This window comes from Buttiauxella cochleicola (assembly GCF_021282435.1).
GTDB classification, from domain to species: domain Bacteria; phylum Pseudomonadota; class Gammaproteobacteria; order Enterobacterales; family Enterobacteriaceae; genus Buttiauxella; species Buttiauxella massiliensis.
The window spans coordinates 18,305-33,584 of record NZ_JAJSOT010000004.1 but is presented as its reverse complement, the minus strand read 5'-3'; the positions used below and the strand labels follow the sequence as shown (position 1 = coordinate 33,584).

12 protein-coding genes are annotated in these 15,280 nt (G+C 50.4%); 1 reads left to right on the top strand and 11 read right to left on the bottom strand.

From position 1 onward, the window contains the following. Positions 1 to 64: 64 nt before the first annotated feature. The 5 genes from LVQ77_RS11030 to aaeX form a co-directional block, all read right to left on the bottom strand. On the bottom strand, positions 65 to 337 hold the full coding sequence (locus LVQ77_RS11030; protein ID WP_064561030.1) for a barstar family protein: 273 nt from the start codon (positions 335 to 337) through the stop codon (positions 65 to 67). 30 nt (positions 338 to 367) lie between these two features. Further along, positions 368 to 1,822: an NAD-dependent succinate-semialdehyde dehydrogenase gene (locus LVQ77_RS11025; protein WP_232904447.1), complete on the bottom strand. Its 1,455-nt coding sequence runs from the start codon at positions 1,820 to 1,822 to the stop codon at positions 368 to 370. A gap of 199 nt (positions 1,823 to 2,021) precedes the next feature. Further along, positions 2,022 to 3,983 (bottom strand): p-hydroxybenzoic acid efflux pump subunit AaeB, encoded by a 1,962-nt coding sequence (gene aaeB / locus LVQ77_RS11020; RefSeq protein ID WP_232904446.1) that lies wholly within the window; start codon positions 3,981 to 3,983, stop codon positions 2,022 to 2,024. Between the two features lie 12 nt (positions 3,984 to 3,995). Continuing rightward, a complete protein-coding gene (gene aaeA / locus LVQ77_RS11015; RefSeq protein ID WP_233338178.1) occupies positions 3,996 to 4,907 on the bottom strand; it encodes a p-hydroxybenzoic acid efflux pump subunit AaeA in 912 nt (303 codons plus the stop codon). Between the two features lie 28 nt (positions 4,908 to 4,935). Further along, the gene (gene aaeX / locus LVQ77_RS11010; RefSeq protein ID WP_034498893.1) at positions 4,936 to 5,139 is read right to left on the bottom strand and encodes a p-hydroxybenzoic acid efflux pump operon protein AaeX; all 204 of its coding nucleotides are present in this window, start codon (positions 5,137 to 5,139) and stop codon (positions 4,936 to 4,938) included. Positions 5,140 to 5,298: 159 nt separating this feature from the next. On the opposite strand from aaeX, the gene aaeR reads away from it, so the two are divergent. Continuing rightward, positions 5,299 to 6,240 carry an HTH-type transcriptional activator AaeR gene (gene aaeR / locus LVQ77_RS11005; RefSeq protein ID WP_232866319.1) on the top strand — a complete coding sequence of 314 codons (942 nt, stop codon included), beginning with the start codon at positions 5,299 to 5,301 and terminating at the stop codon, positions 6,238 to 6,240. Positions 6,241 to 6,304: 64 nt separating this feature from the next. Here aaeR and tldD read toward each other — a convergent pair whose 3' ends face one another. The 6 genes from tldD to mreC all read right to left on the bottom strand — a co-directional run bounded on the left by tldD (position 6,305) and on the right by mreC (position 15,259). After that, positions 6,305 to 7,750 carry a metalloprotease TldD gene (gene tldD / locus LVQ77_RS11000; protein WP_232866321.1) on the bottom strand — a complete coding sequence of 482 codons (1,446 nt, stop codon included), beginning with the start codon at positions 7,748 to 7,750 and terminating at the stop codon, positions 6,305 to 6,307. 74 nt (positions 7,751 to 7,824) lie between these two features. After that, entirely contained in the window at positions 7,825 to 11,625 is a 3,801-nt protein-coding gene (gene yhdP / locus LVQ77_RS10995) for an AsmA2 domain-containing protein YhdP (protein ID WP_232904445.1), read from the bottom strand. Between the two features lie 59 nt (positions 11,626 to 11,684). Next, positions 11,685 to 13,154 (bottom strand): ribonuclease G, encoded by a 1,470-nt coding sequence (gene rng / locus LVQ77_RS10990; protein WP_151992950.1) that lies wholly within the window; start codon positions 13,152 to 13,154, stop codon positions 11,685 to 11,687. Then, the gene (locus LVQ77_RS10985; RefSeq protein WP_232904444.1) at positions 13,144 to 13,737 is read right to left on the bottom strand and encodes a Maf family protein; all 594 of its coding nucleotides are present in this window, start codon (positions 13,735 to 13,737) and stop codon (positions 13,144 to 13,146) included. Before LVQ77_RS10985 ends, rng begins: the two co-directional genes overlap by 11 nt. Before the next feature lie 8 nt (positions 13,738 to 13,745). After that, a complete protein-coding gene (gene mreD, locus LVQ77_RS10980; RefSeq protein WP_034459838.1) occupies positions 13,746 to 14,234 on the bottom strand; it encodes a rod shape-determining protein MreD in 489 nt (162 codons plus the stop codon). Continuing rightward, a complete protein-coding gene (mreC, locus tag LVQ77_RS10975) occupies positions 14,234 to 15,259 on the bottom strand; it encodes a rod shape-determining protein MreC (protein WP_151992948.1) in 1,026 nt (341 codons plus the stop codon). Before mreC ends, mreD begins: the two co-directional genes overlap by 1 nt. Between the last annotated feature and the right edge of the window lie 21 nt (positions 15,260 to 15,280).

Sequence of the window (15,280 nt, the reverse complement as noted above, 5' to 3'; positions counted from 1 at the left end):
CTCGTCGTCAAATTCTGACGACTTTGCCCCCGCTCGCGGGGGCTTTTTTATATCTAAAATAGCGTTAGCCGCGCACGTTAAAGCGCAACTGCCCTTCCAGCTCTTCCTCTGCTTCGTCAAAAAGCAAAATCAAAGCCCCATAACGCCGCCTTTGCATTTCTGGTAAATGAACAAACTCGATTTCCGCCGGGAGCGGTAAAGTGCCCCCGACGACCACATCCCATAAACTATCGAGATCGTGAATCTGTTTTTTCTCGAGTTGAAATGCCTGGGTAAAGTGACGATAGAATCCAGGCTGGTCTTCTATCTGACTAAAATCAAAGGTGTATTTTTTCATTGCTTGCCACCTTAACCAGAACGAATCGTTCTACAAACCACCAATATGCAAGGTTTTGACTTCCAGAAACTCATCCAGACCCAATACCGAACCCTCACGGCCAAGCCCGGACTCTTTCACGCCACCAAATGGCCCCAGCTCAGTCGAAACTGCGCATTCGTTAATCCCTATCATCCCGCTTTCAAGCTCCTGAGAGACACGGAATACGCGCGATAGATTCTGAGTATAGAAGTAGGCTGCCAAACCAAATGGCGTATTGTTCGCCCGCTCAATCACTTCCTCTTCCGTATTGAAACGGAAGCAGGCGGCTACCGGGCCAAAAGTTTCTTCCTGTGCCAGTTTCATGCCGTCATTAGCATCGACAATCACCGTGGGCTGCCAAAAGTTGCCACCCAGCTCATGACTCTTGCCACCAACCAACACTTTGCCACCTTTCGCCTGTGCATCTTCCACGTGTTCACGGACCTTATCGACTGCGGATTTCTCAATTAATGGCCCGACGACGACGCCCGCTTCCAGGCCATTCCCAACTTTCAGGGCTTTGACCGCCTCCGCCAGCTTGTTGACGAACTGGTCGTAAACCTTTTCCTGAATGAAGAAACGGTTAACGCTTACACACACCTGGCCTGCGTTGCGGAATTTGTTAGCAATCGCACCTTTCACGGCTTCGTCGATATCAGCATCATCAAAGACGATATAAGGCGCATTACCACCTAATTCCATGGAGACTTTTTTCATGGTTTCAGCGGCATTGCGTACCAGCGTTTTGCCGACGGCGGTGGAGCCAGTGAATGAAATTTTCCGCACTTCGTGGCTCGCCATAATGGCGTCGCTGATTTCTTGCGTATTACCGGCTACAGCATTTAGCACGCCATCAGGCACGCCTGCTTTTTTCGCCAGCGCCAGTAAAGCAAATGCCGATAGCGGCGTGTTATTAGCAGGCTTGATAACACCGGTACATCCCGCAGCAAGTGCCGGACCGAGTTTACGAGTCAGCATCGCCATCGGGAAATTCCACGGCGTGATAGCGGCGACAACGCCAATAGGTTCCCGCGTGGCCAAAATACGGGAGCCAGGTTTCGCCGGAGGAATGATTTCACCGTTGGCCCGTTTGGCCTGCTCGGCGAACCACTGGATAAAACTCGCGGCGTACTCGACTTCCCCTTCCGCCTCTTTCAGTGGCTTGCCTTGTTCGGTTGTCATCAAGCGCCCGAGCCAGGCTTTGTTCTCAATAATTAACTGGAACCAGCGATAGAGAATGGTTGAACGCTCTTTGGCGGTTTTTGCACGCCATGCAGGGAAGGCTTTAGCGGCAGCGGCGATAGCTTCTTCAGCCTCTTTTTTACCAGCCTTTGCGACTTTGGCGACAACCTCGCCCGTTGCGGGGTTAAGAACATCGAAAGTTTCACTCAGCTTGCGCCATTCCCCATTAACCAGATAACCGGTGTTAAATAATTCACTGTCCTGGAGTGCCTGATTTGTCATTGTTTTCTCCTGTTATGAATTGGGCATCTGATATACCCAAAATAATTCGAGTTGCAGGCAGGCGGCAAGCGAGTGAATCCCGATGAGCTTACTCTGGTAAGTGATTCGGGTGAGCAAACGCAGCCAACGCATCTGCAAGTTGAAGTATGACGGGTATAAGTATAGATACAAAAAAGCCGACGCATTGCGTCGGCTCGGGTCAGGCAGTGATGAAAGCGTGCTGGTATTTATGCAGCACCTCCGCTAGCCGTTTCACCGGTTCGGTGACCTGCAACGGCGCCTCCCATATTCGTAATTTCTCTTGGTAAACCTCGAGTTCTTCCAGTAATTGCTTAAAGTAACGCTGTTTCTTGTCGTCGCTGGAGGCTGATGTCACTTTATCTGCGGTTTTTCGCAGTTGGCGATGGTATGCCGAGAGATCGTCGTTCACCGGTATCGGCGCATCTCGCAGACGCTGGTGAGCAATAATTAAGGTCAGCGCCAGGCGATAACGAGGGATATCACCGGGGAACATATTCAGCAGCAGGAAAAGTTGCTGATAGAGCGCGGGCAAATGGTTTTCTTTGCGACGCGCTTTATTGGTTGTGAGCGCGGAAACTGCGGCGGAAACAAACTGGTTCAGCAAGGTACGACCGGTACGCTCTTTGGAATTATCGCGAATCAGCAGGATCACCATCATGGCCAGGAAGCAGCCCACGAGCTGGCCGAGGGCGCTGTCGAGGAAAGAGCTGAAGTGGAATGTCATTGGGTTGTCTAACACGATGACATTGATGGTTCCCGCCAGGGCGCTCATTGAACCCAGACGCCGTTTCTGTACTTCTATACCAATAAAGAACGCCAGAAGCGCGAGACTAATAGAGAGCAACACCATACTTTGTTGGGTGTTCGGCAGGATAACTAAAAAATAGAAAGCGCCAATCGGCAAGGCGGCAATCATGCCGTAGAGGAAATCAACAGCCACCATACGCGGGTTCGGCAGACGCATCGCCAGAGAAGTAACAACAGCAATCATCACCATTGCGCCACTGCCGGATGTCCAGCCAGTTGATAACCAGAACAAGCTACCCAGCAAGCAAGCTACCGTCGTGCGCCAGAAGTTAATCATCGCGTGATGGCCTTCAGCGGATTGCACTTTTACCACGACTTCCTGGTTTAAAATCTCTTCTTCAATCGCGCTGATACGGGTATTGCTGATCACGCCCCGTTTCAAAACTAAATAACGTGTCGCTTCATTGACCCAGCTACGAATAGTCACCGGGGTGTATTTTTCACCGGAAAACGACATCACTTTTCGGATAATCTTTAGCTGTTGATGCACATCAGCAGCGGTTTCTACCGGAGCGTCGAATAACTCGCGAAATTCTGGAGTCACAAATTCAGGGCGCGTGTTTTGAATCAGGAAGGTTTCACACGCCTGGGTAATTAACGCCAGAGAAACGGTGTTAAGTGCTTTGAGGCGACGGTTCGCACGACTCCAGCGAGCCGATTCAATCTTCAGGTTATTACGCATTCCTTCCAGCACAGTGGTGCGCTGAACCAGGCTTGCCCAGGCTTTATCCACCTCTTCTTTATCACCATGCGCAATACACAACTGCATCAAGCGATAGTGATCCACCAACAGGCTATCGAGTTGCCTGTCGATCTCTTTCTTGATGGAACGTGGGGAGAAAAGTAAGTCCGCAATGATAGCGCAGACAATACCGATGACAATTTCGCTACAACGCTCGACGGCGAATTGAGGAGCAACTAGCGGGTTGGCCTGAATGGTGACGATAATAATCAACGCCGTGTAGCCAGAAAGCCCCCAGGCGTAAGAGTTTTCGACCTTAACCAGCGAGGAGATCCAGGTACAAAATCCCGCCCATATGCAGCACACCAACAACATAACGACCGGTGCACGGATAAACGTGGTGATAATGAATAACGCGGCAAAACAGCCAATAAATGTACCGACAATTCGCAGCATGCCGCGATAACGAATCGCGCCAGAATACGGCTCGCCACCTGCCGCAAAAGCAGGGCCAGCGGCAACTAACACTGAAGTCAGCACCGCCCAGCGAGGGGTTTCAAGCTCAAAATGGAAACCGACCCACAACGCCAGCACGATGGCAAAAGCCAGTTTGAAGGCGAAGCGTAAATGTAACCGCGAAATATAATACATATCGACCTACGCTTAACCGAATTCACGCAGGCGATGCATGAGTTTAATAAATACTGATTCGTGGTCAGTATCCCTGTCTTTTTCCCCTGTCACCACGACGGTCGCCGTTGTCCCGGCGGGATAAAGATTGGCTTGTTGCTCATCAAGGTGAATTCGCACCGGCACACGTTGCGCCAGACGCACCCATTCCAGATTGGAGTCGACGGTCGCCATCCCTTTGCTGTCTCGGGTGCTGCTGGCATTAGTCACACCGGCAGAAAGGCTGTCGACGGTTCCACGTAATACACGGTTACTACCCAGCGGCGTGATTTGCACCCGGTAACCTGGACGAATACCGTCGAGCTTGGTTTCTTCCATATAGGCCAGGATGTAGAACGTACCGCGTTTGACCAGCGCCACAGCGGTTGATCCACGAGTAATAAACTCACCGGTATAGACATTCAGGTTGGTGACCCAACCTTCTGCGGGTGCACGAATAACGGTACGTTGTAGGTCCAGTTGAGCTAAATCACGTGTCGCTTCAGCCTTTGATAATTGATGCATGACCGTCTGCAACACATTGTTGGACTGTTCAATTTCTTCACGCGACATGGCCTGCGTACCCAACGAATTGCGGCGTCCGGCTTCACGACGTTTTTCCCCGGCCAGAGCCTGGTAGTAGGCAACATCGGCCTGTGCTTGCTCGAGCGCTTTCTGATAACGCGGCTGGTCGATGGTGAATAGGATCTGATCTTTCTTCACCAGTTGGTTGTCATGCACCTTCACGTCGGTAATTAAACCGGACACGTCCGGCGCAATCGCGACCACATCAGCGGTAAAACGAGCGTCACGCGTCCACGGGGATTCGGTATAAAACACCCAGGCACGGTAGATAGCGATGAAAGCCAGCAGCACAAGAATTAGCGTGATGGCCGTGCGGATCATTTTTGTTGTAAGTGCTTTCACATCAACCTCAAACAAACAGGCGCGAGATCAGATAAAACAGACAGCAATAAAGCGCTGTATTAAATAATGCCGGGTGCCAGACAAAATCATAAATTCCCGTCGGAGTCAGCAGACGGCGAACCAACCAGAACAGCGCCAGCGATAGAATTAGCTCGAAGAATATCGGCGGAAAAGAAAGACCGAATATCACGATAACGGGAAATAGACTCATGTTAACCTTGCAGAAAATACAGAAGACACAAACCCTGGTTCAGCCAGAAACGCTGAGCTAACGAGTGGTACAGGTTGTGCTGAGAATAATATATTACCGTAATTGTTAGCCGGTTATCTATAATATGTGATCTAAATCACTTTTAAGCCAGAGTGAACAATGGAAAGACTTAAACGCATGTCAGTTTTTGCAAAAGTTGTCGAACTCGGTTCTTTTACCGCCGCCGCCAGACAGCTAGAAATGAGCGTATCGTCTATAAGCCAAACCGTTTCCAAATTAGAAGACGAGTTACAGGTCAAGCTGCTAAACCGCAGTACTCGCAGCATTGGGCTCACTGAAGCCGGTAAAATCTACTATCTGGGCTGCCGCAAAATGCTGCACGAAGCGAAAGAGGTGCATGAGCAACTTTACGCTTTTAACAACACGCCCATTGGCACACTGCGAATAGGTAGTTCTTCAACTATGGCACAAAATGTCCTCGCGTCCATGACGGCGGACATGCTCAAAGAATACCCGGAGTTGACCGTAAACCTGGTCACCGGCATCCCCGCGCCGGACTTGATTGCCGATGGTCTGGACGTGGTAATTCGTGTCGGCGCTTTGCAGGATTCAAGCCTCTTCTCAACACGCCTCGGCTCGATGCCGATGGTGATTTGCGCCGCGAAAAGTTACCTGCAACAAAACGGCACGCCAGAAAAGCCTGCCGATCTTGCCAGCCATTCCTGGCTTGAATACAGCATTCGCCCGCACAATGAATTTGAGTTGATCGCCCCGGAAGGCCTCACCACGCGCATGATCCCGCAAGGTCGTTTCGTCACAAATGATCCTATGACCTTAAGCCGCTGGCTAAAAGTCGGCGCCGGGATCGCCTATGTTCCACTGATGTGGGTGATCGATGAGATCAATGACGGAACGCTTGAGATCTTATTGCCGAGCTATCAATCCGATCCGCGTCCGGTATACGCGCTGTATACCGAAAAGGACAAATTGCCTTTGAAAGTGCAGGTTTGTATAAACTACCTGACCGAATATTTCGTGAAGGTTTCGCATCTTTTTCAAGGAGTTCGCGAGAACAAAGGACGTGTAAAAGATATCGAATAAATGGCGAGAAATTGAAACAAAACAGCCGGGATTTACCCGGCTGTTGGACTGTAGGAATGAGTTGTTAAGCTGTGCCGCCAACGGTCAGATTGTCGACTTTAAGCGTTGGCTGGCCAACTCCGACTGGCAGACTCTGCCCTTCTTTTCCACAAACGCCGACGCCGTTATCCAGCGCCAGGTCATTACCGACCATGGAAACTTGCTGCATGGCTTCGATACCGGAACCAATTAACGTTGCGCCTTTTACCGGCTTAGTCACTTTTCCATTTTCGATGAGATAGGCTTCGGAAGTTGAGAACACAAACTTACCAGAAGTGATGTCTACCTGACCGCCACCAAAGTTAGGAGCATAGATACCGTACTCAACGGATTCGATGATCTCTTGCGGAGTAGACTTACCGGCCAGCATATAAGTATTGGTCATGCGCGGCATTGGCAGGTGCGCATAAGATTCGCGACGCCCATTACCTGTTGGCGCAACACCCATCAAGCGAGCATTAAGCTTATCCTGCATGTAGCCTTTCAGGATGCCGTTTTCGATAAGCACATTGTACTGACCCGGCACACCTTCATCGTCAATAGCCACTGAACCACGGCGGTTTGCCATGGTGCCATCATCGACAATTGTACAAAGTTCAGAAGCAACTAACTGGCCCATTTGACCGCTAAATACCGAAGTACCACGACGGTTAAAATCACCTTCCAGACCGTGACCGACTGCTTCATGCAGCAGCACGCCCGGCCAACCTGCACCCAGCACCACCGGGAACGTACCAGCAGGAGCAGCAACGGCAGAAAGAGTCACCAGCGCCATACGCACAGCTTCTTTAGCCCAGGCATCTGCACGAACTTCGCCATCAATTGTTTCGAGGAAATAGTCATAACCGAAACGACCGCCACCACCGCTTGAACCGCGCTCGCGTTTGCCGTTATCTTCAACTTGAACGCTGACAGAAAGACGAACCAATGGGCGAACATCTGCCGCCAGAGTGCCGTCAGTTGCCGCCACGAGAATCAATTCATAAACGCCAGTCAGGCTGGCAGTCACTTCCTGAACACGCTTATCTGCCGCACGAGCAACGCTATCTACACGTTTCAGGATGTCGAGTTTCTCTTCACGGGTCATGCTTTGTAGCGGGTCAGCACTGGTATAAAGCGCGCTATGTTGCACAGCACCTAACGTCTGTACACGGCCATTTCCTTTATCCTGCACGATACTTCTTGCCGCATGAGCACTTTGTTCTAGTGCCAGTAAGCTGACCTGGTCGGCATAAGCAAAACCGGTTTTCTCACCGCTGACCGCACGCACGCCAACACCCTGATCGATGTTGTAAGAACCATCTTTAATGATGCGGTCTTCCAGCACCCAGGATTCGTGATAACTGGACTGGAAATAAAGATCACCATAGTCGAGTCGGCGCTCAGACAATTGCCCCAAAATGGAAAACAGATCTTGATGGGTTAAGCCATTCGCAGACAGCAACTGCTCACTTACCAGGTTCAGACTCATCGTTTCGCTACTCTTAATTGTCTATCGATTGGAGATATCTATTGAGCTTGAGGTAATTCAAGACTCCCGTCAAATCACTTAGCGTCGTTAACTCTCGGCTGACGAAGCACTTCGTTGATTTGTGGTTGGTCGACCGGCCCAGTTATGTGGTAGCGCAACACGGAGATTTTGCTCCACAAAGGCCCTAACACTTTGCTGGCCGCAAACACAGCGGCACCAATAATTGGGTTAACCACAAAGGCTGTTGCCACCCCGACAGTCGCGGAAATTTCAGGTGCTATAACTGCTTCAACATCGACGCGGCGTCTAACCAAATCGACAGAACCTTTCAAGCCGATGTCGGCTTCCAGGCCATCCACCAGCGTATCGTCGCTATGCAGCACGCCATCTTTGATCCAGGCCGTACTGCGAATGGAGTCAAAATAGAAACCATCACCGAAGGTATCGCTGAAATCGAAACGCAGCTTACGCATAAGCGCGTCAACACTCACCAACCGCAGCAATTGCCCGGCGTGCCCCGTGCCCAGATCCGCAATCTGACCTTTACCCAATTTGGTATGCAGGATTCCGTTAAGTGAAGCAAAGTCTGGCTGCCAGGGTTTATCACGCCAGTGCAAATCATAATCCGCATCAAATGATGAACCCTGAATTGGCGTTTTAACCCCAAAGAAATTGGTTGCGGCATCAAGCTTACTACCATGAAGTTTACCTTTTATGGAGGTACGCTCTTCTGCTGGACTGTTAACCCATTGACCACTGCCGGTTAGTCTTGCAAACCCTGAATCGACTAAGCCATTTTCTAATTCCAGCGTGTTCCCTTTAACAGCGAGATCACCTTCAATACGGCCATATTTTTGCCCCCACAGCCAACATTCGGCACAACGCAGTTGCAGATCAGGCCAGCTGCGGAAATCAATTGAAGTATTGTCTCCCAGTGGAGAAGCGCTGGTCGTTTTGGCAGTGCTATTACCCCAATCAGGGTTGAAATAGAGGTATTTGATTGCTGCACGCCACGGCGCATTATCTTGCATCGTCAACGAGCCATTCACTTCACGACCCTGTGCTTCAACACGCGTACCGCCAGGTATCGCGTGGGAAACGAGACTCAGGTTATTCCACTGCTGCCCAGCGAAAGTCAGCGAAGGCGTGCGTAACGTAATATCTGATGGGAATGATGCAGAGTTACCAACACTTTCCGCCGCCCCCTGGCTAAAGAGCGCTAACCATTGCGCACCGTCCATCGCAGGGAGATCAAGCTCAACACCCGGATTGTCAGGTAACGGTGGAATTGTGTGGCTGTTCGTTGCCCAAATAGCGCGATCCAGCGTCAGTTTCTTATTCAGTAGCCAGCGGCTGGAGAAGTGATTTGTCGGCCCGGCATTACCCGTCAAATTAAAGCTATTGAGGTCGCCTTTCACTGCGATTTTCAATGGCAGTGCCTGGCCCGCTGATTTATTCACTGGGGCAGGTAAGTGGCTACTCACATTTTTGAGATCTGCATCCACATTGACCTGATAATTTGCCTCTCCATGGTAAGGCAGCGTAATCGCTACATCACCTTTCCATGGGACGTTACCGCTCAACTCTTTATTAACCGGCTCAGGCAAAACACCCATTTTTGTTGGCTGCCAGTCGCCCAGCAAATTGACGCCAATCTTGTAATCTTTCTCACCAGTTTTGGTATTAAAATCAATACCTACGGGTTGGTTAAACCAGGTGGCTTTTAATGGTTCGCTTTTCAAATCGCCGTTCACAAAACTGAATTTACCCGTCAGGTTGTTCAGAGTGCTGGAGAGCGGTTTTATCAGCAGCGTATTGTTGTGAAGCTGGACGTCACCTGAAGCGGTGGTCATATCGCCATTGAATGGGATATCCAGATGTAAGCGAGCATTCACATCCCCACCAATCTGGAGTTCATCAAGAGCAGCAGACAGCGAATCTTTTAGAGGTGTTTCTTTGAAATACGGACCAACTGCACTTCCAGGGCCGCTGATATCAGAATCAATCAACAGTTTTTCTTTCGAGTAATCCGGGATAATCGCCGTGAGGTTGCGCCCAGTAACCCCCCCGAGTTTCACCTCATCAGACTTCATCCATAAACCGTCATTGATGAAATCAAGCGTGATATTCAGGTTCTCTAATGCCGGCCAGTCAGGCTGGAAAGCAAATTTAGCATTGCGTAGCGGAACGTAGACCTCAAACTGCCCTTCGTTATGCAGATACGGGAAGAGATGAGGATTACCGCCGTAGACCAGCGTCGCGTTTTCAGCTTCACCGCCCTGAATAGCGCCACTGAGGTAATCAACCAGTTCTTTGCCCATCAGATTTTCAGGGAAATAACGCCAGGCATCAGCACCGTTGTTAGTACTGATTCCGGCTAAAATACCTAACCATGGGTCACCACCCTCAGGCTGGTAATAACGGAAATCGCCTGCCGCCCATACCGAGCGAGCTTTTACATCAAGATTTTTGCCATCAAGCTGGAAACCAGAAGCATTTTTCCGCCACTCAAGCGTTGCGGCGCCATGTTCAATCTCCAGCGGCGCGCGGAATACACCTTCATAAGGCATTTTAGCATCGAGGATCTGTGCATTAAGCTGCCCGTGGGCAACGCTACCGGTAATTGAACCTGCGAAGTGTTCGACACCGGGAAGCATTTTCCATTGATTCCAACTCACATCTTTCCAGCGCCCTTGCATACGGGTGTTTTCCGTTTGCTGGAGCGGGATATCCAGTGCCAGCACATCAATGTGCCCGCGAGGTTGCAAGGAGGTCCAAATATCGCCTATATCAGGTGAGATTTTCTCGGCAATCGGCAGTAAACCAGTGAAGCTTTCCAGTTCCATATTTGTGGCGCGTACCCGCAATTCGTCACCACGAGTATTCCCTTTCCCCCCCACATCCTGCGGAGCAATCCACGCTAACGATAGCGAACCTTTTGGCCAGGTTTTACCATCAAGGGTGATATTGGTTGAGGGAATAGCAAGATTCCAGCCTGCTTCTGAACGTTCGACACGGGCCATCAAATTATCTACTGATAACTGGTGTGCAGCGCTTTTCCCCGCCCAGCTTGCACCGCCTTGCTTCAGCCAGATATTACCACCAGCAATATCGCCCTCTTTGACATCCATCCATGCTTCGAGGGTGAATTTGGCAGTCTGTAAATTAACATTGTCCTTCATCCAGCGGCCGAGCCACGGTTTTACGTCAACGTTATCAGCCTGTAGCCAGACTTTGCCGATATTCAGTAGGCCATTTTCATCCCGTAAATCCATCCGTACTTTTGCCAGACCGTGCTGTCCGGTAAAGCTCGACAGACTGACCAGTCCTTCAGCACGGTGACGGTTTTTGGTGTTAAGCCAGGTAAGTTGTGGGATCGTGAGTTCGGCACGTTGGCCAGATAGAGTCAGGAAACTAAGGGAGCTGTCGCGCAGATCAAAGTGATCGAACTGCCGTAAAAAGAGATCGCTGATTTTACCCGGCTCAAACTTACCGTCCCCCTGATTCTGGCTCAGTGGGGTATTGGTGCGCATCTGTAACTGGTAAAAAGTGAGGTCGCGGAATTGCCAGCGCGCATGCAAAATACTTTGCCAAAGGTCGAGCGCCAGCGTCACGCGCTTAACGCTCAACTCACCGCCGTCTTTCAGACCAGCTTTAACATCGCGCACATCCAGAGTAGGGCCAAAGTTTTCCCAACTTGCCTTTATCTGGCTGGCATCGACAGGCGTGCCAGTCATCGCTTCAATTTTATCTAACAAAGCCGGGCGCCAGGCATCGAGATGCGGCAAAACCAGCCGCAAACCACTCACCAGCAGTGCGACGATAACGATAAGCGTTGCGCCAGTGAGTAGCAGAATGCCGGGCAGTCGCCTCACGTATATCTCCTTGTTAGCCGCCGGAGCGGAACTCGAACCTGCGCCAACCGCACAGAGAGCTACATCATAACGACGTCAAACTGCTCCTGATTATAGAGCGGTTCGATCTGTACTTTGACTTGCTTGCCGACGAAAATTTCAACTTCGGCCAGTGAATGGGACTCTTCACTTTTCAGTGCTTCCCCCACAGCGGGTGAGGCATAAACCAGGAAGCGGTCAGAATCGTAAGCATGATGCACGCGGACAATTTCACGCATAATTTCATAACAGACCGTTTCAACCGTTTTCACGGTACCGCGACCGTGGCAAGTTGGACAATCGTTGCACAGCACATGTTCAACGCTTTCGCGCGTGCGTTTACGTGTCATTTCAACCAGGCCAAGCTGCGAGAAACCATTGATACTGGTTTTCACCCGGTCTTTGCTTAACGCTTGCTCAAGAGAATGCAACACACGACGACGATGATCTTCATTACTCATATCAATGAAATCAATAATGATAATGCCGCCCAGGTTACGCAAACGTAACTGACGGGCAATCGCCTGAGTCGCTTCAATATTAGTATTGAAAATAGTATCGTCGAGATTGCGATGACCAACAAATGCACCCGTGTTGATATCCACGGTAGTCATCGCTTCAGTCTGATCGATGACCAAATAGCCACCCGACTTCAGTTCAACTTTTCGTTCCAGCGCCCGCTGAATTTCATTTTCAACATCGAAAAGGTCAAAAATTGGCTGGCGACCGCTGTAGTGTTCGATCTTGTTGTGTATTTCCGGCATGTATTCTGCGGTGAACTCCAGCAGCATGTCGAAAGTCAGGCGTGAGTCGACACGAATTCGATCGAGTGCCTCATCAGCAAAATCACGCAATACACGTTGTGCCAGCGCGAGTTCACCGTAAAGCTGACAACGAGTTTTATTACGCTTTTTGCGTTCGCTGACTTTTGTCCAGACACGCTTTAGGTAAGCTGCATCTGCGGCCAAATCATCTTCACATACACCTTCTGCCGCAGTACGGATGATGAATCCGCCTTGCTCGTCGCAATATGCGTTAACCACGCGTTTAAGGCGTTCACGCTCAGCTTCACTTTCAATGCGTTGCGAAACACCCACATGCGAGGCTCCTGGCATAAAGACCAGGTAACGAGACGGCAGTGTGATATCAGTAGTCAGGCGCGCACCTTTAGTACCCAGCGGATCTTTCACCACTTGGACCATCAGGTCTTGCCCCTGGCGCACCAGTTCGGAGATATCGCGTACTGTGAAGTTTTTTCGCTCTTCACCAGCCACACATTCGGTATGGGGCATGATGTCAGAAGCGTGAAGAAACGCTGCCTTATCAAGGCCAATATCTACAAATGCCGCCTGCATTCCCGGAAGTACCCGGCTTACACGACCTTTGTAGATATTCCCTACGATCCCGCGACGTGCTTCGCGTTCAATATGGATCTCTTGCAGTATTCCACCATCAATGTAAGCCACCCGAGTTTCCGATGGGGTCACGTTGACTAATAATTCAGCCGTCATGTTTTCCTCGTCCATCACGCAAAGCGTGAAAATTACTCAGCAATTCATAGGTTTCAACTAGCGGTAAACCGACTACAGCATGGTAGCTGCCATTAATCTTCCTGACAAAACAACCACCAAGCCCTTGAATACCGTATGCACCTGCTTTATCCATGGGTTCACCGCAGGCCACGTAGCCGGCGATATCCTGTTCTGATAATGCGCGAAATGTCACTTCGGTCGTCACCAGGCAATCCAGTAACGATTCGCGAGCGGCTAACGCAACTGCCGTCATCACTTGATGCTGATTCCCGGACAACATGCGCAGCATCTGCGCAGCATGTTGTTCATCTTTAGGTTTTTCCAACACGTTGCCATTGTAGATAACAATAGTATCTGCACCTAAAACCGGTAAGTCATGTTGCGCTAATGCAACACCTGCTCGCGCTTTATCTCGCGCCAGGCGCACAACATATTGTTGCGCACTCTCGCCGCTAAAACGCTGTTCTTCTACATCGGTAATAATGCGCTCAAATGACACACCCAACTGAGTCAGAAGCTCCTGACGGCGTGGAGAACCCGATGCCAGATACAAAGATGTCATGTTAAATCCTATTGCACAGCAAATTGTTGGCGAATTTTACGCATCAGCAAAAATATCCATGGCCACAGCACGCCGTTAACCACGCTACTCCAGAAAATTTCCGGACGGAAAGATACGTTGATGACTAAAAATTCAGACCAGAAAACAATGACATCTGTCATCAATGACAACAGCATAACCACTAAAGCCTGTTGCCAAAGCGCGAGATTGCGGAATAGCTGGTATTTCAACGCCACCAGGTAAGCAACGATACTCAGAGATAACGCTCGCACGCCCAGGGTGGAACCGCTGATCAGATCCAGTATGGCACCCACCACAAAACCTGTGCCAACATTTACGCGATGGGGCAACGCCAGAATCCAGTACAGCAGAATAAGTAAAACCCAGTCCGGACGATAGATTTTTAAATCGTCAGGCCAGGGCATTACCTGTAACAACAAGGCGACAAGGAAAGAGAGCCAGATTACCCAACGACCCTGACTACGGTAACTCCCCACTACTGCCCTCCCTGGGTAGCAGATGCAGGAGAAGCGGAGTTCCCTGCAGGAGCCTGAGTCATTCCCGTTGCCGGAGGTGGAATCGGAGCTGGGGCTGGCGGGCCAACAGAATCAGCTGGAGGCAATACCTGCGGCATCATTTGCATCAAACGCTCATTAGCTACACGATGAACCTCTTCCGGTGGCATTGGGGTTTTGCCTTCACGATCCGCTCCCCACAGCAGCAGCAAATAACGCAGACGTTGTAAGCCAGCGGTTGGGCGAGCCTGAATAACTGTGTACGCACGTTGAGTATCAAGTTTCACAGAGGAAACGACACCCACCGGATAACCTTCAGGGAAGCGACCACCTAAACCAGACGTCACCAATACATCGCCTACGCGAATATCGGTATTTGCGGGTAAATGTTCCAGTTGCAGATCGTCAGTACAGCCGTTGCCCGCCGCGATAACGCGGATGTCATTGCGCAGTACCTGGATCGGTAGCGCATGAGTCGCATCACAGATCAGCAAAACACGGCTGGTGAGTTTAGCCACCGCAATGACCTGACCTACGACACCTTTATCACTGATGACTGGCTGACCTTCATAGACCCCATTCACGCTCCCTTTATCAATGACAACCTGGTCACTGTAAGGATCGTTAACGGTAGAGATAACCTGAGTCACCATTTTTTGCTCGTCCTGACGCAACGGTGAGCCAAGCAATTCGCGCAGACGTGCGTTTTCCTGACGATATTGACCCATCATCAGTAATTCGCTGTTTTTCAGGATCAGTTCCTGACGCAGTGCACGATTTTCGAGTTCTAGCTGATCGCGTGATGCCAGTGTTTGCGAGACGCTGTCGAGCAATTCACGGGGACCATTTGAGACAAAATAGAAAGGGCTGACGGCAGTATCCATATACGTTCGGATCTGACTAAACGTACCCAGACGGCTATCGGCAATAATGACACCAATCGCCACCAGCACCGCCAGAATGAGGCGAAACTGCAACGAAGGGCCACGGCTAAAAATTGGCTTCATAGGCTATGCGTATTCCAGGGC

Excerpts from the sequence above, each read along its gene's own strand:
- aaeX (WP_034498893.1), bottom strand. The coding sequence starts at position 5,139 with ATGAGTCTATTTCCCGTTATCGTGATATTCGGTCTTTCTTTTCCGCCG.
- aaeB (WP_232904446.1), bottom strand. The coding sequence starts at position 3,983 with ATGTATTATATTTCGCGGTTACATTTACGCTTCGCCTTCAAACTGGCT.
- aaeA (WP_233338178.1), bottom strand. The coding sequence starts at position 4,907 with ATGATCCGCACGGCCATCACGCTAATTCTTGTGCTGCTGGCTTTCATC.
- rng (WP_151992950.1), bottom strand. The coding sequence starts at position 13,154 with ATGACGGCTGAATTATTAGTCAACGTGACCCCATCGGAAACTCGGGTG.
- LVQ77_RS11030 (WP_064561030.1), bottom strand. The coding sequence starts at position 337 with ATGAAAAAATACACCTTTGATTTTAGTCAGATAGAAGACCAGCCTGGA.
- LVQ77_RS11025 (WP_232904447.1), bottom strand. The coding sequence starts at position 1,822 with ATGACAAATCAGGCACTCCAGGACAGTGAATTATTTAACACCGGTTAT.
- LVQ77_RS10985 (WP_232904444.1), bottom strand. The coding sequence starts at position 13,737 with ATGACATCTTTGTATCTGGCATCGGGTTCTCCACGCCGTCAGGAGCTT.
- mreC (WP_151992948.1), bottom strand. The coding sequence starts at position 15,259 with ATGAAGCCAATTTTTAGCCGTGGCCCTTCGTTGCAGTTTCGCCTCATT.
- tldD (WP_232866321.1), bottom strand. The coding sequence starts at position 7,750 with ATGAGTCTGAACCTGGTAAGTGAGCAGTTGCTGTCTGCGAATGGCTTA.
- aaeR (WP_232866319.1), top strand. The coding sequence starts at position 5,299 with ATGGAAAGACTTAAACGCATGTCAGTTTTTGCAAAAGTTGTCGAACTC.